The organism is Pseudomonas sp. Z3-8, from assembly GCF_051131975.1.
GTDB lineage: Bacteria > Pseudomonadota > Gammaproteobacteria > Pseudomonadales > Pseudomonadaceae > Aquipseudomonas.
The window spans coordinates 2,921,783-2,941,885 of record NZ_CP071643.1; the positions used below are offsets into that span (position 1 = coordinate 2,921,783).

Below are 20,103 nucleotides of genomic sequence, written 5' to 3' on the forward strand. Positions count from 1 at the left end.
GTAAAACCTGCGATGCGTCAGCTCATCCAGTTACCGCCGTCGACGTTATAGGTCTGTGCCACCACGTATTCGCTGTCAGCCGAGGCCAGGAAAACCGCCATGCCGACGAGGTCCTGGGCAGTGCCCATGCGGCCATAGGGAACCTGCCGAGCGACCTGACGCTTCTTTTCCCCCAGGGGCAGGTTCTCGTAGCGCGCGAACAGCGCGTCGACGCCGTCCCAGTGCTCGCCATCCACCACGCCAGGGGCGATGGCGTTGACGTTTATCCGATGCTTGATCAAGTCCAGCCCGGCGGACTGGGTCAGGCTGATCACCGCCGCCTTGGAGGCGCAATAGACCGCCACCAGGGCCTCGCCACGCCGGCCGGCCTGGCTCGCCATGTTGATGATCCTGCCGCCGTGGCCCTGGCGGATCATCTGCCGGGCGGCGGCTTGCAGCGTGAACAGCGCGCCGGCCACGTTGATGGAGAACAGCCGTTCGTAGCTTTGCCGGGTGATTTCGACGATGGGCGCCAGATCGAACAGCGCCGCGTTGTTGATCAGGATGTCCAGCTTGCCCGCCCGGGCGACGACTGCCTCGATCGCCTGATCGATCGAAACCTGGTCCGTCACATCCATTTTTATCGCATAGGCGTTGTCGCCCAGTTCGCTGGCGGTGGCCTGGGCCCGGTCCAGATCGATATCGGCAATCGCCACGGTCGCGCCTTCGTCGATATAGGCCTGGGCGAATGTCCTGCCGATGCCACGGGCGGCACCGGTTATCAGTGCGCTTTTTCCTTGCAGTCGTTTCATGGGGGATGGTCCTGTTCTGGTAACAAAAATGAAAGTCGGTGGCTCTTGTGGCGAGGGAGCTTGCTCCCGCTGGGTTGCGCAGCAACCCCAAAAGCAGCCAATGCATTTCGTCAGGTAAACCTCAGGCACCGGTTTACGACTGCTGCGCAGCCGAGCGGGAGCAAGCTCCCTCGCCACGGGTATTGGATGAACCGTCTTTGCTTGGGCCGTCGTTGTCGATAGGGATTACAGCAGTGCCATTGAGGGTCGACAAACACGCAGAGGATCCCTGCGTGATACTTTTTTAACTGACCAACATGGCAGTTAAAAAAGTATCAGTGGCGCGTCAGGGCGAAGCTGGCGGACCGCTGGGCACCCGGCGTAAGGTGCGGTCCATAACGATAAGAGAGGCGCGACATGCCTGATCACCGAACGCTCCTTTACGACCAGCGGCCGCCCGAGCTGGAAGTCATCCTGCCGGAGCCCGAGCACAGCTTTCGCTGGTACGAGCATGACTATCCTTATCCCATGGCGCGCTGGAATCACCATCCGGAGTTTGAAATCCACTTGATCCGTCGGGGCAGCGGCAGGTTGCTGGCGGGTGACTACATCGGCCCGTTCGGGCCCGGCCATGTGGCGATGATCGGTCCGGACCTGCCCCACGACTGGATGGGCGACCTGGCGCCTGGCGAGCATCTGGCTGGGCGCGACGTGGTGTTGCAGTTTGACGGATCCACCCTCTTGGCCCTGCGTCAGACACTGCCGGAACTGGGAAACCTGCAACGCCTGTTCGAACAGGCACGCCGTGGCCTGGCCTTTAGCGGCGGCACGGCGCGGTGCGCGGCGCACCTGCTCGAAATGATCGGTCCGGCCCAGGGCCTGGCGCGGCTGGCGCTGTTTTTCGAATTGCTCGACACCCTTGGTCGCGCCCGCGAGAGCGATGTCCTGTGCCTGGCCAGCCCTTGCTACGCGCCGACGCTCGATGAGCGCAGCTCGGCGCGCATTCAGAAAGCCTTCGAATACCTGCAAGCCGAACTGACCGGCGACGTGCGCCTGTCGGTGATCGCCCGGCAACTGGGCATGAGCGAACCCGGTTTTTCGCGGTTCTTCAAGCGCATCACCGGCCACGGATTCATCGACCTGATGCGCAAGCTCCGGGTCCAGCGCGCCTGCCGGTTGCTGTCGCAGAGCGAAATGGCGGTGACCGACATCTGTTTTGAAGTGGGCTACAACAACCTGTCCAACTTCAATCGGCATTTCCGCATCGAAATGAACCAGACGCCCAGCGACTATCGCCGGGGCGTTATTTCCGGCTCGCCACATCCAGACACGCAACCGCGTTCGACAAATCCTCGCTGAATCTGCGTTGATGCCCAGTGTCGAAATTGTGAGCCGGCAATCAAGCGCGGCTCGTCATTGAACAGAACCGCGACCATGCACGAGAAAACCTACGAACTGCTGGAAGTCGCCAACGGCAAGCCCATCAAACTCTGGACCCAGGGCGTGCCGGTGGAGGCCGAAGCTCGCCAGCAATTGCTGAACACGGCAAAAATGCCATTCATTTTCAAACACCTGGCGGTGATGCCCGATGTGCACCTGGGCAAGGGCTCGACCATCGGCAGTGTCATCCCCACCGTAGGCGCGATCATTCCGGCGGCGGTGGGGGTGGATATTGGTTGCGGCATGATCGCCGCGCGCACTTCGCTCGATGCCGCCGATTTGCCGGACAGCCTCCAGGCCCTGCGCAGCGCTATCGAAAAAGCCGTGCCCCATGGGCGCAGCCTCAGCCATGGCGGACGCGACAAGGGCGCCTGGAGCAATGTCCCACGCGAGGCTGACCAGGCGTGGGTCGCGCTGGCCGCGCGCTTCAAGGCGATTACCGACAAATACCCGAAGCTGGCCCGGACCAACAACCGGCAGCATCTGGGTACGCTGGGCAGCGGTAATCATTTCATTGAAGTGTGCCTGGATGAGGCCAACCGGGTCTGGTTCATGTTGCACAGCGGCTCCCGGGGCGTGGGCAATGCCATCGGCAATCTGTTCATCCAGTTGGCCCAGGCCGACATGCGCCAGCACCTCGCCAATCTGCCGGACCGTGACCTGGCCTACTTCGAGGAGGGCAGCCGGCATTTCGACGATTATGTCGAAGCGGTGGGCTGGGCCCAGGATTTCGCCCGGCAGAATCGGGCTTTGATGATGGACGCGGTGATACGCGCCGCCCGGCAGGTCATCGGCAAACCGTTCGAAGTGGCGCTGGAAGCGGTGAATTGTCATCACAACTATGTGCAGAAAGAGCGACACTTCGGACACGACGTACTGGTGACGCGCAAGGGCGCGGTGTCGGCCAGGAAAGGCGAGTTGGGTATCATCCCCGGTTCGATGGGCGCCAGGAGTTTTATCGTGCGTGGCCTGGGCAACGAGCAATCGTTTTGTTCGTGTAGCCACGGTGCCGGCCGGGTCATGAGCCGGACCGAGGCGAAAAGGCGTTTCAGCGTCGAGGATCAGGTCCGCGCCACCGCCCATGTGGAATGCCGGAAAGACGCTGCGGTGATTGATGAAATTCCGATGGCATACAAAAACATAGACAAGGTAATGCATGCACAACGTGAACTTGTCGAAGTGCTGCATACGCTGCGCCAGGTCGTCTGCGTGAAAGGTTAGCGGAGCGAGCATGTTGAGCATTGTCGAGCAGGCAGCCAGTGAAGCGTTGCGCCAGCGAATGGAGGCGGCCGGTTGCGCCTTCGAATTCCTGGTGCTTGCTCCCGAGGCGGATGAAATCGTTGATCAGTCGTTGCACTGCCAGGCCGTGGACCGGCTGTTCCAGTACATCGAGGCGCAATGGCTTGAGCGTGATCGCCAACTGCGCCTTGATCCGCGCTATGCCGATATCGCCCCACCGAGCATGCGCTGGGACCTGAGCAAGGCCGTTCCCAAGGCGCTGGGTCAGGACCAGGTCATTCGGCTCATGCGCACGGGAAAGACTGAACGCAACCCGCAATCCTATGCCTTGTACGACGCGTTTTGCGAGCCGCCCTACAGCACCCGCTTCATCAACGACACGCCCCAGGCGTTGTTCAAAGAGTGGCTCGATTTGCTGGGGCTTGTGCCGGATAGCGGCGTGGTGGTGCTGGACTGGGTCGAAAACTTCAACTTCAACGGATTGGCCAGCGACGAGCCCGATCCCGCCCGGGATCCCTGGAGCGACTATTTCGATGATGGCCTGGAGTGGTGGGGGGTGTGGTGCCTGAATATCTGGAATCCCGAGCGCCGGACCCTGGGTGTGCTGGCGGCGAGCACGACGGATTGAGCGGACGCAGCTCGTGGCGAGGGAACTTGCTCCCGCTCGGCTGCGCAGCAGTCGCAAAGAGGCTACTGCGGTCTGCCTGAAGAAATGCAGGGGTCTGCTGCGCAGGCCAGCGGGAGCAAGCTCCCTCGCCACGGGGTTTGTGGTGGCCGATGTTTTCGCGAGCAGGCTCGCTCCCACTGAGCCTGTGTTTATTCATCGATATTGCGTTGGTGTTTCTTCAACCGATAGGCGAACTGCGCCCGGCTCAAGCCCAGCGACCTGGCTGCCGCCGCCAGGTTGCCGCTGTTCAGTTGCAGGGCTTCGTTGATCAGGCGCGACTCCAGGCCGTCGATGGAGAAGTCCGCGTCCCATTGACTGAGGGACGGCAACAACGGCGCCTTCGCCGTAGCGTCGCTCGCGGCCGGCGGCAATGACGTGAGCCCGCCATTGCCGTCCACCGAATACGCATCCGCCGGCAATCGCTCGTCGCGAAACAGATGCACCAGGTCAATGGCCTGGCCTTCTTCGCTGGCAATCAAGCCGCGTTCGATGAGGTTCTGCAGTTCCCGCACGTTGCCAGGGAAGTCGTAGCGCAGCAGCATCTTCAAGGCGCGCATGGTCAGGCCCACCGGTGTACGGCCGTATTCCCGGCAGAAGCGCTTGAGGAAGGCATTGATCAGCAACGGTATGTCATCGCGGCGATCGCGCAGGGGCGGGAGGGCGATGGGGTAGACATTGAGCCGATAGAACAGGTCTTCGCGAAACTCGCCTTGGGCCACGGCTTTGCGCAGGTCGAGGTTGGTCGCCGCGACCACTCGCACGTCGACCTTGATGGCATGGCCGCCACCGACCCGTTCGATTTCCCGCTCCTGCAACGCGCGCAATAGCTTGCCTTGGCCGGCCAGGCTCAGGCAGGTGATTTCATCGAGGAACAACGTACCGCCATCGGCCCGCTCGAAACGGCCGGGGCGTGAATGGGTGGCGCCGGTATAGGCACCACGCTCTACGCCGAACAGTTCGGCTTCGATCAGGTTGTCCGGTATTGCCGCGCAGTTGAGGGCGATGAACGGCCCTTGGCGGCGCCGGCTCAGTTGGTGCAACTGACGGGCGAACATTTCCTTGCCCACGCCAGACTCGCCGGTGACCAGCACAGTGGCCGGTGTCAGGGCGACCCGCTGCAGAGCCAGCGTCGCCGCGTTGAACGCCGCACTGGCGCCAATCAGCGGTTGTTCGCTGTCAGGCAGCGGGTCGCTGGCAGTCATGGGATCGGGCCTGGCGCCGGACGGTAAAGGCGCAGCCGGTTGCGAGGCATTGAGGTAGCTCAGGTCGCGCTCGATATCGCCCCATTGCTCGGCGGTCTTGCCGACGACACGACAGCGCTCATGCCCCATGCCCCGGCATTCCACTTCGCGAAAGACCACCAGTTGCCCGAACAACCCGCTGACGAAGCCGATCGCGTAACCCAGCTCTGTCCAGCACACCGGATCCTGCCCGGTGCCATAGGCGGCGATATGTTCGTCGGCTTCGCAGGAGTGATGCCAGAGAAACTCCCCCTCGTAAAACCCCGATTCCGCATCGAACTTGAAATGCAGCGGCTCGACCTTGGTCATGCCTTCGAGGGTATGCAGGTGCGTGCCTGCGCGAAACACCGCGGCCGCGTCGGCGTGGGGCCAGCGTTCACGAATCAGCCGGGCGTCGCGGGCGCCGGAGCAATAGCCGGTGCGGGTGAGCATGCCCCGGGCCTGCTCCAGCCCCTGGCGCTCGATGATTTCCCGACGCAACGCGCCGAAGGATGAACTGTGCAGCAACAACATGCGTTGGTCGTTGAGCCAGATACGCCCGTCGTCGGGGGAGAAAAACAGGCAGTTGGTCAGTTCTGCCGGGGTTGGCGAGCTGCTGTCGCTCAGTTCCTTGCTATCGCCGCGTGGACGAAAAGGCTCGGCAGCGATCCGCTCCGGCAGCGGACAGTGGGGATTATTCATTGTTATTGCCCCTGATGGTGGTAGTCGAAATGAACACCTGGCCAGATAGTTATTAAGCATAACTTTATCAAATGAACAAGTGGCGATCGGCCAGCGGCTGGTTCGACGCCAGCCACGTTGCCCTTTGCCAGCCGGGGAGCCTTGATCCAGAGCCTTGCGCCAAGTTTGTGCAGTACCGCGGGTGAATTCGGCACACGGCTTGCTCAGCCACTCCTACGGCGTTTGCGCCAGCGTCGGCAAGGCGTGGCAAACGATGACAACAACAAAGAGCCGGGAGCTTTAAATGTCTGCATCCGAAAACCACCTGCTAGCCCAGGTGATCGCGTCCGAATGTGTCTTCAACGGGAATTGGGTGCCTGCCTCGGGCCCGTTGCTGACTATCATCGAGCCGGCGACCGGCGAGGCGCTGATGCGCAGTGCTTCGGCCGATGCTGCCGATATCGCCAAGGCCAGTCGCGATGCGGCCCTGGCGCAACCGGCCTGGGCCGCCCTCGGTCCACGGGAACGGGCTGCGATCTTTCGCAAGGCGGCTGACGTCGCCGAGCGCTCCTTCGCGGAACTGGCGCTGTACGTCGCACGGGAAACCGGCGCGGCCTTGTTCAAGGGCCAGCACGAGGTGCGCGAGGCGATCGTGCTGTTGCATCAGGCCGCCGGCATGCTGTCTCAGGCCCATGGCGTGGTGCTGCCCAGCGAGGCAGGGCGCCTGTCTTATGCGCGGCGCTTGCCCCATGGTGTGATCGGAGTGATCTCGCCGTTCAACTTTCCCCTGGTATTGTCGATGCGCTCCGTGGCGCCGGCCCTGGCGGCGGGCAATGCGGTGGTGCTCAAGCCGGATCCGCAGACGCCGGTCAGTGGCGGCTTTCTGATTGCCCGTCTCTTCGAAGCCGCGGGCCTGCCCAAGGGCTTGTTGCAGGTATTGCCTGGTGCGGCCGACGCCGGGGAAGCGCTGTGCCGTGATCCCAACGTCAAGATGATCGCCTTCACCGGTTCCACCGGCGCCGGTCGCAAGGTGGCCGAAGTGGCCGGGCGCAACCTCAAGAAAGTCGCGCTGGAGCTGGGCGGCAAAAACCCCTTGATCGTCCTCGAAGACGCCGACCTGGACCTCGCCGCCCGCAACGCGGCCTGGGGCGCCTGGTTGCATCAGGGGCAGATCTGCATGGCCACCGGGTTGATCCTCGCCCATGAGTCGATTGCTCAGGCCCTCATTCAGAAACTGGTGGACAAAGCCCAGGCGTTGACCATCGGCAACGCCGCCCGCGAGGAAGCCGCGCTGGGGCCGTTGATCAACCAACGCCAGTTGCAGCGCGTGCATGACATCGTCAATGACAGCGTGCGCGCCGGGGCGAGGCTGGAAACCGGCGGTAACTACGACCGTTTGTTTTATCAACCGACCGTGCTCAGCGGCGTGAAGCCGGGCATGCGTGCCTTCGAGGATGAAGTCTTCGGTCCGGTGGCGAGCGTGGTCAGTTTCGCCAGCGACGAGGAAGCCATCGAACTGGCCAATCGCAGCGAGTACGGCCTGTCGGCGGCGGTCATTTCACCTTCGGTGGGCCGGGCCATGGCCATTGGCGAGCGATTGCAGTGCGGCATGCTGCACATCAACGACCAGACTGTCGCCGACGAGTGCATCAACCCGTTCGGTGGGCGCGGCGCTTCGGGCAATGGCGGCAGCGTTGGCGGCCCGGCGGACTGGGACGAGTACACCCAGTGGCAGTGGGTCACGGTCAAGGACAAGGCGCCTGCCTATCCGTTCTGACCGGTCGGTTTCAACGGGGCAGATAAAAATAACAAGAGGACTCAACATGAAACTCGACAACAAGATTGTACTGGTGACCGGCGTCTCGTCGGGCATCGGTGCCGCCACGGCGAGCCTGCTGCGTGCCCACGGCGCCGAGGTAATCGGCGTGGACCTCAAGGCGCCGCACCAGACCCTGGACGGTTTTGTACAGGGTGACCTGAGCAGCGCCGAGAACATCGACCGCCTGCTGCCGCAGCTACCCGCACGGTTCGATAGCCTGTGCAATATTGCCGGGGTGCCGGGCACCGCCAATCCGCAACTGCTGGCGCGGGTCAACTACCTCGGGTTGCGCCACTTCAGCCAGGCGTTGCTGCCACGCATCAATGCGGGCGGCAGCATCGTCAATATCGCCTCGATCCTTGGCGCCGAATGGCCGCTACGCGTAGAGCAGCACAAGGCGCTGGCGCGCAGCGAAGGGTTTGCCGCCGGGCAAGCCTGGCTGGCTGATCACCCGGTGCCGGACCAGACCTGCTACCAGTATTTCAAGGAGGCCTTGATCGTCTGGACCTACCTGCAGGCCCAACCCTGGTTCCTGGAACATTCGGTGCGCATGAACTGTGTCGCGCCGGGGCCGGTCTTCACGCCCATCCTCGACGACTTCGTGAGCATGCTCGGCGAGGCTCGGACCCAGGCCGATGCCCATCGCATGAAACGTCCCGCCTACGCCGATGAGGTAGCGGCGGTGATCGCCTTCCTGTGTGCCGACGAGTCGCGCTGGATCAACGGCGTCAACCTGCCCGTCGATGGTGGATTGGCCTCCACCTACGTCTGAGAACCCAAGCCGCCACCCGCGCGGGTGGCGGCAAAGCCATGCCAAACAATAACAATAATGAGAGCACCCCATGGACAACCTCAAAGACAGCTTTGGTTTCAAGCATTGCGCGCTATTCCTGGCGCTTTGCAGCAGCGGTGTGATGGGCGAGAGGGCCGAGGCCATGCAAATGGACCTGGGCGACTCCGACTGGAAACTGCGCTGGGACAACACGATCAAGTACAGCCAGGCCTGGCGCCTGCATGGACAGGACAGCCGTCTGGTCAACGCGCCCACCGCCAATGGCCTGTACCCCTCGATCCAGAGCCAGGGCGACAAGAACTTCAGTCGCGGCCTGGTCTCCAACCGTCTCGACCTGTTTTCCGAAATGGACCTCAGCCGGCAAAACTACGGGCTGCGGGTCAGCGGCGCGGCCTGGTACGACGATATCTACAACCAGGACACCGACAGCAGCGAGCAGCCACATTTCCTCAGCGAAACCCGCGAGCTGCATGGACGCGACGCTGAGATTCTCGATGCCTTCGTGTTCCTGCGCGGAGACCTAGGGGATGACTCCCAAGGCGTGGCGCGTCTTGGACGCCACAGCCTGATCTACGGCGAAAGCCTGTTCTACGGCGGCAACGGCATTGCCAATGCCCAGGGGCCGACCGATGTGGTCAAGTTGCTTAGCGTGCCGGGCACACAGTTCAAGGAGATCCTGCGGCCGGTCAATCAGATTTCCGGGCAGTTGCAGATCAACCCGCAGCTGTCGGTGGGCGCCTACTATCAGTTCGAGTGGGAACGTTCCAACCTGCCCGGCGCCGGGAGCTACCTGAGCGACGCCGACGCCATCGGTTACGGCAGCGGTCCGCTGCGTGAGGTATTCGGCAACGACACGGTGAATGGCGGCGACCTGAAACCGCGCAATTCGGGGCAGGGCGGTATGCAGATCCGCTTCAAACCGGCCGGCACAGAGCTGGAGCTGGGTTTCTACGCGGCCCAGTATCACGACAAGGCGCCGATCGGCTTGTATGCCTACCTGGACGGTCCGGCGGCTGCGGCCAGCGGTCTGCCGATCCTCGGCTCCTATCGCCAGGTCTACGCCGAAGACATCAAGACCGCCGGCGTCAGCTTTTCTACCGCTTACGGTCCGTTCAACTTTGCCGGTGAATCGTCGGTGCGCTGGAACGCGCCGCTGGTGAGCAACCTGCAAGTAGTGACCCCCGGTACGCAGGCCGATGGTGGCGACGATGCGCTGTTCGCCCGAGGCAAGACCGCGCACGTCAATCTGTCGGCGATCTACCTGTTGTCGCCCACCGCTTTCTGGGATGGCGGCTCGGCCCTGGCCGAGCTGGCCTGGAACCGCACCCTGAGCGTGACCGAGAACGCAGCGGCGCTGGATTCCAATACCACCCGGGATGCCACGGCGTTGCGAGTATTGATGGAACCGGCGTACTTCCAGATCGTCGACGGGATCGACCTCACCGTGCCGATCGGCATGGGGATTGTGCTTGATGGACGTTCATCGGCGGTGAACAAATCCGGCTTCGGCAATACCCATTCCGGCGACTGGAGCGTCGGCCTCAAAGCCACCTACCTGCAGCGCTGGGATGTCGGCCTCAATTACGTGAACTTCTTCGGCGCACCCAAGGCCGGGCTACGCGAGGACGGCAATTTCAGTTACGGCCAGTCGTTGGCCGACCGCGACTTCGTCTCGCTCTATGTGAAAACCTCATTCTAACAAGGTGGATTCGCCATGCAGAACCCAGCATTCCTGAACACCTGCGTCCTCGCCCTTGCCCTGGCCGGCATGAGCCTGGCGCAGGCGGCGGTATCGCCTGAGCAGGCCGCGCGCTTGAAAACCGATCTGACCCCCTTTGGTGGTGAGCGCGCCGGCAACGCCGATGGCAGCATCCCGGCCTGGCAGGGCGGTTATACCCAGGTCGCGCCCGGCTACAAAGCGGGTGACAAGCGCCCTGATCCATTTGCCGGCGACAAACCGCTGTACTCGATCAAGGCGTCGAACATGACGCAGTACGCCGGCCAACTGGCCGAGGGCACCCAGCTGCTGCTGAAGAAATATCCGGACTATCGCCTGGATGTTTACCCGACCCATCGCTCGGCCGCCGCGCCGCAATGGGTGTACGACAACACCAGCAAGAATGCCACGCGCGCCGCACTGGACGTGGACAGCGAAAAAGTCTCCAACGCCTATGGCGGCATCCCGTTCCCGATCCCTGAGAACGGTGCGCAGGTGCTGTGGAACTATCGGTTGTCCTGGCAGGGCGGCGACACCATCAGCTCGCCGTTCGATACCTGGCTGATGACCGCCGGTGGCAAGAAAGTCCAGGCGACCCGGGCCCAGTACACTTATCAGTTTCCCTACTACGTCGAAGGCGGGAGCCTGGAAAACTATTCGGGCAAGTACCTGCTGGGCAAGCTGTTCACCGAATTGCCCTCGTCCAAGGCCGGCGAGGGCCTGATGACCCATTGGGACCTGGACCCGGCCAATCGTGCGGCCTGGCAGTACCTGGTCGGTCAACGCCGGGTTCGTCGTGCACCGAACATTGCCTATGACACACCGGACTTCGTCACCTCCGGCGTCGGCCTGTTCGACGAGGCGTTCATGCTGTTCGGGCCGACCGATCGTTATGACCTCAAGCTGGTGGGCAAAAAAGAACTGATCGTCCCCTACAACAATAACCGCGCCGCGCTGGCCAAGAGCGACGAGTTGGTCAAGGTCGGCTTCCTCAATCCTGACCTGGTGCGCTGGGAAAAACATCGGGTCTGGGTCGTCGAGGCCACGCTCAAGTCTGGCAAGCGCCATGTCGTGCCGCGTCGCACTTACTACGTCGACGAAGACTCCTGGCAGATCCTGATGGCCGACGGTTATGACGCCCAGGGCAAGCTCGGTCGGCAAATGTATTCGCTGACGCTGCTGGCACCGGACCTGCCGGCCCTTACCGCACAGGTCATGTGGGGCAGCTACAACCTCGATACCGGGGCCTACTTCCTCAATTCGTCGAGCAACGACCTGACGGTCCAATACCAGAAGGTCGCGAAGCCTTCAGCGTCCTATTTCACGCCGGATGCCATGGCCAACGAAAACATGCGTTGAACCAGTGGTGGCCGTGACGAGGGAGTTCGGCGCGGCCACTGACGATTTTCCAGGCGGGATGACGATATGAACGTTGAAAAAATCTTCGTGAACCGCGGTCCGCTATGGGCAGTTTGTGCCCTGGTGAGTTGCCTGTGGGCGAGCGTGCCTTGGGTCGCGCAGGCCACGACCTTGGCCGTACTGCAGCAACCGGCGCTGCCAACGGCCAAGGCGCCGCGCGCGGTATTGCTCGGGCTGGCCCGGGCCGGTGAGCGCCTGGTGGCGGTCGGTGAGCGCGGGATCGTGCTGCTTTCCGACGATGCCGGAATGAATTGGCGCCAGGCCAAGGTGCCGGTCAGCGTCAGCCTGACGGCGGTGCAATTTGTCGATGCCGAACAGGGCTGGGCGGTCGGACATCTGGGCGTGGTGCTGCACACCCGGGACGGCGGCGAAACCTGGGAAAAGCAACTCGACGGTGAGCGTGCGATCGCCCTCGCGATGCAGGTTGCAGAGCGCGATGCCAATGAACCCGGCGGTGCCAGCCAGTTGACGCAGGCTCGGCATATGCTCGCCGACGGGCCGGATAAACCGTTCCTTGACCTGTACTTCATCGATCGCCTGCACGGCTACGTCGTGGGGGCCTACAACCAGATCTACCGTACCGACGACGGTGGGCGTAGCTGGCAGCCGTGGATGCGTCATGTCGACAACCCGCAGGGCTTGAACCTGTATGGCGTCCGCGGCGTGGGCAAGGACCTGCTGCTGGCGGGAGAGCGCGGCCTGCTGTTGCGTTCGAGCGATGGCGGACAGTCGTTCCACGCCTTGAAGTCACCTTATGAAGGCAGTTTTTTTGGCCTGCTCGGCACCCGCGATGGGGCCTTGATTGCCTACGGTCTGCGTGGCAATGCCTGGTGGTCGGACGATCGAGGCAACAGTTGGCGACGCCTTGAAACCGCTATCGAGTCGACGCTGGCGGCAGCGCTTGAGCTGCGCGACGGCAGCCTGTTGTTGGCCAGCCAGGGCGGTGAGTTTTTATTCAGCCATGACCAGGGCCGCAGCTTTGACAAGCGTCAGAGCCGCAGCGGTGGCACGGTTGCCGCCGTGCAACAGGCGGTCGATGGCAGCCTCGCCAGCGTCGGTTTGAGCGGCGTGGCCGCCGACCAGGATCCGCGAGGCTCCAGTAAACCTTGAAACTTCACGGTGTAGCGCTATCGGGCCAAGGCTCGTGCAACAGGAGTCAAACTTGAAAGACGACAGAATCCAAACCGTGATCGGCCGCCAGGAAGACTTCGACCGGGCGTCGGGCAATTTCGCCGAGCGGGCGATTTTTAACCATCGACCGCTGGTAATCCTGCTGTGCCTGCTGGTGACCCTGGTGCTGGGCTGGCAAGCCACGCGCATCGGTATCAATGCCAGTTACGAGAAGACCATTCCCACCGGGCATCCCTACGTCGCCAACTTCCTGGAGAATCGCAGTGAGTTGAGTGGCCTGGGCAATTCGCTGCGTATCGCCGTGGAGGTCAGGCAGGGCAGCATTTTCACCAAGGACTATCTCGATACTCTGGCCAGGCTCAATGATGAGCTCTATCTGCTACCGGGCGTCGACCGCCCCTATATGAAATCGTTATGGACCCCGACCACCCGCTGGACCGCCGTGACGGAGGAGGGGCTCGATGGCGGCACGGTGATCCCTGACGATTACGACGGCTCGGCCAGCAGCATCGAACAGGTGCGCACCAACGTGGGCCGTTCCGGTGAAGTCGGCCAGTTGATCGCCGGCAACTACAAGTCCAGTGTGATCTTCGTGCCGCTGCTGGAGATCAACCCGCAGACGGGCAAGGCGCTGGACTATGGTGAGTTTTCCCGGCAACTGGAGGCGTTGCGAGACAAATACCAGACCGACGACCTGCGGATCCATATCACCGGCTTTACCAAGATCGTCGGCGACCTGATCGAGGGAATGACCCAGGTCCTGCTGTTTTTCGTGGTGGCGGTACTGGTGACGGTGATGGTGCTGTTTGGCTACACCCGTTGTGCGCGCAGCACCCTGGTGGTGGTGACCTGTTCGCTGGCCGCCGTGCTTTGGCAACTGGGGCTGCTGGCACTGCTCGGTTACGAGCTGGACCCATACTCGGCACTGGTGCCGTTCCTGGTGTTCGCCATCGGCATGAGCCACGGCGCGCAGAAGATGAACGGCATCATGCAGGACATCGGCCGGGGCACCCACCGGGTGGTTGCCGCGCGTTATACCTTCCGCCGGCTGTTCGCCGCTGGCATCACCGCCTTGCTCTGTGATGCGGTGGGCTTTGCGGTGTTGCTGCTGATCAACATCCGGGTGATCCAGGACCTGGCGGTCACCGCCAGCCTCGGGGTGGCGGTGCTGATCTTCACCAACCTGATCCTCTTGCCGATCCTGCTCAGCTACATCGGCGTCAGCCCGGCAGCGGCGCAACGCAGCCTGAGTGCGGAAACCATCGAACAGCAAGCGCAGATCAAACATCCGCTGTGGCGCGTGCTCGATCTGTTCACCCAGCGGCGCTGGGCCATTGGCGCCATGCTGGCTGGCTTGCTGTTGGCGGCGTCTGGTTTTGCCGTGAGCCTGCACCTGAAAATCGGCGACCTGGACCCCGGCGCTCCGGAGCTGCGTGCCGACTCGCGCTACAACCGCGATGCGCTGTTCATGACGCAAAACTATGCGGCCAGCTCGGACATCTTCGTGGTCATGATCAAGACCCCGGAGGATCAGTGCACCCGTTACGCCAGCCTGTCCGCGGTCGACGCGCTGGCCTGGCAACTGGAGCAATTGCCCGGCGTGGAATCGACCACCTCGATGGCGGCGCTGAGCAAGATCGCCACGGCCGGATATAACGAGGGCAATTTCAAATGGTATGAACTGATCCCCAATGACGGCGCGCTGGGCGCCGTGCAAACCCGCGCGCCGCGAGAGCTGTTCAACCAGGGCTGCTCGATGCTGTCGCTGTACGTCTACCTGGCCGATCACAAGGCTGACACCTTGAACCGCGTGGTGGAGGCCAGCGAGCAGTTCATCGCCGGACATCAGCTGCCAGAGGTCAAGTTCATGCTGGCGGCCGGCAGTGCGGGGATTGAAGCGGCGACCAATATCGTCGTGAAGAAATCCATGCGCGAGATGCTCTTCTGGGTCTACGGCGCGGTCAGCCTGTTATGCCTGCTGACGTTCCGCAGCTGGCGCGCCACCCTCTGCGCGATGCTGCCGCTGATGCTCACCTCGATTCTGTGCGAGGCGCTGATGGTGGGGCTGGGCATGGGCGTGAAAGTCGCGACGCTGCCGGTCATCGCCCTGGGCGTGGGCATCGGCGTCGATTACGCGCTCTATGTGCTCAGCGTGATCCTGGCGCGCATGCGTGCCGGCGACACCCTGGCCCAGGCGTACTACCAGGCGCTGTTATTCACCGGCAAAGTGGTGTTGCTGACGGGCATGACATTGGCGGTGGCGGTGTCGACCTGGGCTTTTTCGCCGATCAAGTTCCAGGCCGACATGGGGATTTTGCTGGCCTTCATGTTCCTGGTAAACATGCTTGGCGCCCTGATCCTGCTGCCGGCCCTGGCATGGTGGCTATTGCCGCGGAAGGTGTTTGAAAAGAAGCCTGAACTGAGCCGGCGGGAGCGCTGGGTGAGGGGCTGAAGCGGTGATCCTGTGGGAGCGAGCCTGCTCGCGAAAGCGGAGCGTCAGTCGATGAAGAGGCTGAGTGTGCAGGCCCCTTCGCGAGCAGGCTCGCTCCCACAAAGGAACCTGGCGTAGACCTTCGTCATGACCGCCGAAAGTGCGATGTGGAAGCGATAGCCCCTGTCAGGATTTCTGCGCCACCGGCTCTGCCGTGCCCAACCGTGGCCCGGCCGAACGGCGGATCACGCTGAGGATGGCCAACGTCGCCACCACCAATCCAGGGGAAGTCGCCAGCAGTACCGCAGTGGTCCCGCCGCCGGCCGCGAGGATCTGGCCGGCGGCCAAAGGCCCGGCCACCGAGCCCAGGCGCCCGATGGCAACGGCTGCACCGACGCCGGTTGCGCGCACCGCCGTAGGGTAGGAGGGCGGCGCCGAGGCATAAAGCACTAGTTGGGCCGCCATGACGAACAACCCGGCGGCAAACCCGGCGATGCCCATCGGCATGATGCCCACCGACAAACCGACCCCGGCCAGGGCGCTCAGCAGGCCGGCATAGACAAACAGCACTACCTTGACGGCGTTGAAACGGTCAAGCAACAGCCCACCGATCAACGACCCCAAGGCCCCGCCGATGTTGAACAGCATCTGCACCAGGCCGGCCTGGGGTTTGCTGAAACCTTGTTCCACCAGCAAAGAAGGCAGCCAGTTGAGCAGCATGTACATCACCGTCAGGGTGAAGAAATAACTCAACCAGAGACCCAACGTTGTCAGCCCCCGGCCTTCGCCGAACAGCGCCTGGCCGGTCGAACCACGGACCTCGCCCGCGACGTGTCGTATCTGCTTGAAAGCACTGGACTCCGGCAGCCACAGCAGCATCAACGGCACCACCAGCAACGGCGCCAGGCCACCGATGAAGAACGTCATTTGCCAGTGCTCGCCAAAGGTCATGGCGACCACTGCCGCCAGCGCGCCACCCAGCGGAACCCCGGCGTACATGACACTGATGGCGGTACCTCGGCGTTGTTCGCCGACGGCTTCAGCGCACAGAGCGATGAGGTTGGGCAGGGCGGCGCCCAGTCCCAGGCCGGTCATGAAGCGCACCAGCAGCAGGCTGGAGAATTGCTCGACAAACGCGGTGCCGAGGGAAAACACGCCGAACAGCAGGACAGCGGCAATCAGGATTTTCTTGCGGCCGATGCGATCAGCAATCCAGCCGCCGAAAAACGCACCTGGCAGCAGGCCGATGATCCCCGCGCTGAAGACCCAGCCCATCATCTTCGGGTCCAGGGCGAAGGTCTGTCGCAAGCCGGCAGCGGCGGTGCCGGCCGATTGAAGATCAAAGCCTTCGATCAGCGCGACGATGAAACACAGGGCAATGGTCAACGTCGCACGACGCGGCGGATGGTTCATGGCGAATCCTCTGATTGTTTTTGTCGGGACTGCGGCTCGAAGGGAACCCCGCAGCGCGGGATTAAGATTAACAAAGCTAACTAAAAAATGAATCGCGAGGAGCAAACCCGCGAAATCTTCGGTTTCTCTTGGAAATTCAGCAGTTTGGTATCTATAGGAGAAACAGTCGCCGTATTGGTTAATCATATTAACGTTCGATTATCGGACATCGCCGATTGACGAAGTACCGGACCGTTTCCATTCTCTGTCCGCACAGCCCTCCACTCGGGGCTGCCTCGATAGAAAACAACAACAAAAAGCGGACATCGAACATGCCAGATATCATCCGGGACGCCCAGGCGGCGATCCCTGTTTCACCGCTCGTTCACTGGTTGGCCGGAACCGGGCTGAGTCTTCTTTGCAGCGTGGCGCTGGCCGAAGGCTTCATCGACGACAGCCACGGCACGTTGACCCTGCGAAATTACTACATGGATCGCGATTACAAGGACGACGGCGCCAAGACTGCGGCCCGGGAGTGGGCCCAAGGCGTGTTCATGAACGTCGAGTCGGGCTTTACCCCCGGTACGCTCGGATTTGGCCTGGATGTGAGGGGGCTGCTGGGCATCAAGCTCGACTCCTCGCCGGACCGCAGCGGCACCGAACTGTTGCCGGTGTCGAGCAGCGACAAGCGCGCGGCGGATGAGTACTCGCGGCTGGGCGTGACCGGCAAGTTGCGTTTCGGCCAAACCACGGTAAAGACCGGCGATGTCTCGATTTTCCTGCCGTTTGCCTTCGCCAGTCCGTCGCGGCTATTGCCGCAGACCTTTCGCGGGACAACCCTGAGCTCCAAGGACATCGACGGATTGACGCTGAACACCGGTTACATCGATCGCATCGCCCGGCGCGATTCCACCGATTACCAGCCCATGAGCATCGCCTCGCCCAATCGTCGTTTCAACGGCGCGGCTACCTCGTCTCACATGGCGTACGTGGGAGGCGATTATCAGGTCAACAAGGATCTGGGCCTGCGCATCTACCACGCCGAAGTTGCCGATCTGTACCAGCAGAATACCTTCGCATTGCTGCACAACCTGCCATTGGGCGATGGCGTGCTGACCACCGATCTACGGAGTTTTTTCAGCAGCGAGGAGGGCGCCGCCAAGGCTGGCAAGGTGGATAACCGCAACGTCTCGGCGCTGGTCGGTTATCGCCTGGGCGGGCATCGCGTCAGCCTGGGCTACATGCATTCGAGCGGCGATACGGCCACGCCCTACGTGTCCGGCACCGAGCTGATGGGTTTGAGTGAAATGACCATGAGTTCGGACTTTCTTAATGCCAAGGAGCGCACCTGGCAAGCGATCCACGATTATGACTTCGCCGCCGTTGGCGTGCCTGGCTTGCGGACCCGGTTGCGTTACGTGCGTGGCGACCATATCGAGCTGGCGGCCCTCAATGCCGAGGATCGCAAGGAGCGTGAGTTCCAGATGGAGTTGGGTTACGTGATCCAGAGCGGCCCGCTGAAAAACGTCGGCTTGCTGGCGCGCAAGTCGATCTACCGAAACGACTTTCCGGGAACGGCGGCGTTTCGCGATGAAAACCAGACCCGGTTCCTGGTGACGTACAGCGTGCCGATCTGGTGAAGCCAGTGAAGCCGTCATTGACGAGCTTTCGTGGCGAGGGAGCTTGCTCCCGCTGGGCTGCGCAGCAGCCCCAAGCTATTGGCCGCGGCGCTTCAGGCAAACCGCGTCCACTGTGTTGGGGTCGCTGCGCAACCCAGCGGGAGCAAGCTCCCTCGCCACAGGGAGGAGTGAGGTTCCTTACTGGTAAACCTTCTTCAGCAACCGCAGCAGCTCCTCGCGCTCGGCACCATTGAGGGCGGCGGTGGAGTCCAGGTCGCTCTGGGCGGCGATCTGCTTGAGCTCCTTGAGCAGGGTTTCGCCGGTCTTGCTCAGGAAAATCCCGTAGGAGCGCTTGTCCGGCTTGCAGCGCACCCGTACGGCCAGGGCGCGGCTTTCCAGTTTGTTCAACAAGGGCACCACTTGCGGCGGCTCGATGGCCAGCGCCTTGGCGAGGTCTGCCTGCATCAGGCCGGGGTTCTGGTCGATGATCGCCAGGGCCGAGAACTGGGCCGGTCGCAGGTCGTGGACAGCAAGACGGCTGATCAGGTTCTGGAACAGTTTCAACTGCGCGCGACGCAAGGCGTAACCGATCAGGTCATCCAGCGCGGAATCCAGCGGCGCCTGCGTGTCGGTACCGTCGGCCAGGGGCGCGGCGGCGGCTTCGGCAAGCTTGGAAGACTTGGCCATCGAAAGGTGCATCCTCAAGGTCAGTGATTAACAAGGCTATCCAGTTTGCCGGGGTTGCCGCTCGGTGGCTACGGTCGCTGGTATTTTTTGTTCTCCGGCGTTGCATCCAGGCCGACAGAAAAATATAGATAAATTGATTAATAGTTAATTGACATAACTAATATTCAAGGTTAGTTTTTCTCCATCTTCAGCCAAGAACAAGAGAGCACGCGCCATGAGCAACTACGAAGGTCGCTGGACAACGGTCAAGGTCGACATCGAGGAAGGCATCGCCTGGGTAACCCTCAATCGCCCGGAAAAACGCAACGCCATGAGCCCGACCCTCAACCGCGAGATGATCGATGTGCTGGAGACCCTGGAACAGGATCCCGCCGCTGGCGTGCTGGTGCTGACCGGTGCGGGGGAGGCCTGGACCGCCGGCATGGACCTCAAGGAATATTTCCGCGAAGTGGATGCCGGGCCGGAAATCCTCCAGGAAAAAATCCGTCGCGAAGCCTCGCAATGGCAATGGAAACTGCTGCGCATGTACGCCAAGCCGACCATTGCCATGGTCAACGGCTGGTGCTTCGGCGGCGGCTTCAGCCCGCTGGTGGCGTGCGACCTGGCGATCTGCGCCGACGAAGCCACCTTCGGCCTTTCGGAAATCAACTGGGGCATCCCGCCCGGCAACCTCGTGAGCAAAGCCATGGCCGATACCGTGGGCCATCGTCAATCCCTGTACTACATCATGACCGGCAAGACCTTCGGCGGGAAAAAAGCGGCCGAGATGGGCCTGGTCAATGAAAGCGTACCTCTCGCGCAACTGCGTGAAGTCACCGTGGAGCTGGCGCGCAACCTGCTGGAGAAAAACCCGGTGGTGCTGCGCGCGGCCAAGCATGGTTTCAAGCGTTGCCGCGAGCTGACCTGGGAGCAGAACGAGGACTACCTCTACGCCAAGCTGGACCAGTCGCGCCTGCTCGACACCGAGGGCGGCCGCGAGCAGGGCATGAAGCAGTTCCTGGACGACAAGAGCATCAAGCCGGGCCTGCAAACCTACAAACGCTGAGACGACAGCGCGGCGGGCGCCATCGTGGGCCCG

15 protein-coding genes are annotated in these 20,103 nt (G+C 62.4%); 11 read left to right on the forward strand and 4 right to left on the reverse strand.

The annotated features are described in order from the left end of the window. Nucleotides 1-17 precede the first annotated feature (17 nt). Entirely contained in the window at nucleotides 18-791 is a 774-nt protein-coding gene (locus J3P94_RS13495; RefSeq protein WP_434574039.1) for an L-iditol 2-dehydrogenase, read from the reverse strand. A gap of 396 nt (nucleotides 792-1,187) precedes the next feature. Between J3P94_RS13495 and J3P94_RS13500 the strand changes: the two genes are divergently transcribed. From J3P94_RS13500 to J3P94_RS13510, 3 genes are all read left to right on the forward strand, one after another. Then, complete coding sequence (locus tag J3P94_RS13500; RefSeq protein ID WP_434574041.1) at nucleotides 1,188-2,129, forward strand: AraC family transcriptional regulator; 942 nt, start codon at nucleotides 1,188-1,190, stop codon at nucleotides 2,127-2,129. A 75-nt stretch (nucleotides 2,130-2,204) separates the two neighbouring features. After that, a complete protein-coding gene (locus J3P94_RS13505; protein ID WP_434574043.1) occupies nucleotides 2,205-3,431 on the forward strand; it encodes an RtcB family protein in 1,227 nt (408 codons plus the stop codon). Nucleotides 3,432-3,441: 10 nt separating this feature from the next. Next, complete coding sequence (locus J3P94_RS13510; protein WP_434574044.1) at nucleotides 3,442-4,077, forward strand: hypothetical protein; 636 nt, start codon at nucleotides 3,442-3,444, stop codon at nucleotides 4,075-4,077. A 188-nt stretch (nucleotides 4,078-4,265) separates the two neighbouring features. On the opposite strand, the gene J3P94_RS13515 is transcribed toward J3P94_RS13510, so the two are convergent. Then, nucleotides 4,266-6,038 (reverse strand): sigma 54-interacting transcriptional regulator, encoded by a 1,773-nt coding sequence (locus J3P94_RS13515; protein WP_434574046.1) that lies wholly within the window; start codon nucleotides 6,036-6,038, stop codon nucleotides 4,266-4,268. A 283-nt stretch (nucleotides 6,039-6,321) separates the two neighbouring features. On the opposite strand from J3P94_RS13515, the gene J3P94_RS13520 reads away from it, so the two are divergent. The 6 genes from J3P94_RS13520 to J3P94_RS13545 all read left to right on the forward strand — a co-directional run bounded on the left by J3P94_RS13520 (nucleotide 6,322) and on the right by J3P94_RS13545 (nucleotide 15,348). Beyond that, nucleotides 6,322-7,794: a benzaldehyde dehydrogenase gene (locus J3P94_RS13520; RefSeq protein ID WP_434574047.1), complete on the forward strand. Its 1,473-nt coding sequence runs from the start codon at nucleotides 6,322-6,324 to the stop codon at nucleotides 7,792-7,794. Nucleotides 7,795-7,840: 46 nt separating this feature from the next. Continuing rightward, nucleotides 7,841-8,608: a coniferyl-alcohol dehydrogenase gene (locus tag J3P94_RS13525; protein ID WP_434574049.1), complete on the forward strand. Its 768-nt coding sequence runs from the start codon at nucleotides 7,841-7,843 to the stop codon at nucleotides 8,606-8,608. A gap of 70 nt (nucleotides 8,609-8,678) precedes the next feature. After that, a complete protein-coding gene (locus tag J3P94_RS13530) occupies nucleotides 8,679-10,328 on the forward strand; it encodes a DUF1302 domain-containing protein (protein ID WP_434574050.1) in 1,650 nt (549 codons plus the stop codon). Between the two features lie 15 nt (nucleotides 10,329-10,343). Continuing rightward, entirely contained in the window at nucleotides 10,344-11,705 is a 1,362-nt protein-coding gene (locus J3P94_RS13535; protein WP_434574051.1) for a DUF1329 domain-containing protein, read from the forward strand. A 66-nt stretch (nucleotides 11,706-11,771) separates the two neighbouring features. After that, nucleotides 11,772-12,875, forward strand: coding sequence for a WD40/YVTN/BNR-like repeat-containing protein (locus tag J3P94_RS13540; protein WP_434574052.1), 1,104 nt, complete (start codon nucleotides 11,772-11,774; stop codon nucleotides 12,873-12,875). Between the two features lie 52 nt (nucleotides 12,876-12,927). After that, on the forward strand, nucleotides 12,928-15,348 hold the full coding sequence (locus tag J3P94_RS13545) for an efflux RND transporter permease subunit (RefSeq protein WP_434574054.1): 2,421 nt from the start codon (nucleotides 12,928-12,930) through the stop codon (nucleotides 15,346-15,348). A gap of 165 nt (nucleotides 15,349-15,513) precedes the next feature. Here the strand turns inward: J3P94_RS13545 and mhpT are convergent, their stop codons facing one another. Further along, complete coding sequence (gene mhpT / locus J3P94_RS13550; protein ID WP_434574056.1) at nucleotides 15,514-16,740, reverse strand: 3-(3-hydroxy-phenyl)propionate transporter MhpT; 1,227 nt, start codon at nucleotides 16,738-16,740, stop codon at nucleotides 15,514-15,516. A gap of 311 nt (nucleotides 16,741-17,051) precedes the next feature. On the opposite strand from mhpT, the gene J3P94_RS13555 reads away from it, so the two are divergent. Beyond that, entirely contained in the window at nucleotides 17,052-18,359 is a 1,308-nt protein-coding gene (locus J3P94_RS13555) for an OprD family porin (RefSeq protein WP_434574058.1), read from the forward strand. 177 nt (nucleotides 18,360-18,536) lie between these two features. Here J3P94_RS13555 and J3P94_RS13560 read toward each other — a convergent pair whose 3' ends face one another. Next, complete coding sequence (locus J3P94_RS13560; protein ID WP_434574059.1) at nucleotides 18,537-19,025, reverse strand: MarR family winged helix-turn-helix transcriptional regulator; 489 nt, start codon at nucleotides 19,023-19,025, stop codon at nucleotides 18,537-18,539. Nucleotides 19,026-19,239: 214 nt separating this feature from the next. On the opposite strand from J3P94_RS13560, the gene J3P94_RS13565 reads away from it, so the two are divergent. Next, the gene (locus J3P94_RS13565) at nucleotides 19,240-20,070 is read left to right on the forward strand and encodes a p-hydroxycinnamoyl CoA hydratase/lyase (protein WP_305500902.1); all 831 of its coding nucleotides are present in this window, start codon (nucleotides 19,240-19,242) and stop codon (nucleotides 20,068-20,070) included. The last annotated feature ends 33 nt before the right edge of the window (nucleotides 20,071-20,103 follow it).

Excerpts from the sequence above, each read along its gene's own strand:
- J3P94_RS13495 (WP_434574039.1), bottom strand. The coding sequence starts at position 791 with ATGAAACGACTGCAAGGAAAAAGCGCACTGATAACCGGTGCCGCCCGT.
- J3P94_RS13500 (WP_434574041.1), top strand. The coding sequence starts at position 1,188 with ATGCCTGATCACCGAACGCTCCTTTACGACCAGCGGCCGCCCGAGCTG.
- J3P94_RS13505 (WP_434574043.1), top strand. The coding sequence starts at position 2,205 with ATGCACGAGAAAACCTACGAACTGCTGGAAGTCGCCAACGGCAAGCCC.
- J3P94_RS13510 (WP_434574044.1), top strand. The coding sequence starts at position 3,442 with ATGTTGAGCATTGTCGAGCAGGCAGCCAGTGAAGCGTTGCGCCAGCGA.
- J3P94_RS13515 (WP_434574046.1), bottom strand. The coding sequence starts at position 6,038 with ATGAATAATCCCCACTGTCCGCTGCCGGAGCGGATCGCTGCCGAGCCT.
- J3P94_RS13520 (WP_434574047.1), top strand. The coding sequence starts at position 6,322 with ATGTCTGCATCCGAAAACCACCTGCTAGCCCAGGTGATCGCGTCCGAA.
- J3P94_RS13525 (WP_434574049.1), top strand. The coding sequence starts at position 7,841 with ATGAAACTCGACAACAAGATTGTACTGGTGACCGGCGTCTCGTCGGGC.
- J3P94_RS13530 (WP_434574050.1), top strand. The coding sequence starts at position 8,679 with ATGGACAACCTCAAAGACAGCTTTGGTTTCAAGCATTGCGCGCTATTC.
- J3P94_RS13535 (WP_434574051.1), top strand. The coding sequence starts at position 10,344 with ATGCAGAACCCAGCATTCCTGAACACCTGCGTCCTCGCCCTTGCCCTG.
- J3P94_RS13540 (WP_434574052.1), top strand. The coding sequence starts at position 11,772 with ATGAACGTTGAAAAAATCTTCGTGAACCGCGGTCCGCTATGGGCAGTT.
- mhpT (WP_434574056.1), bottom strand. The coding sequence starts at position 16,740 with ATGAACCATCCGCCGCGTCGTGCGACGTTGACCATTGCCCTGTGTTTC.
- J3P94_RS13555 (WP_434574058.1), top strand. The coding sequence starts at position 17,052 with ATGCCAGATATCATCCGGGACGCCCAGGCGGCGATCCCTGTTTCACCG.
- J3P94_RS13560 (WP_434574059.1), bottom strand. The coding sequence starts at position 19,025 with ATGGCCAAGTCTTCCAAGCTTGCCGAAGCCGCCGCCGCGCCCCTGGCC.
- J3P94_RS13565 (WP_305500902.1), top strand. The coding sequence starts at position 19,240 with ATGAGCAACTACGAAGGTCGCTGGACAACGGTCAAGGTCGACATCGAG.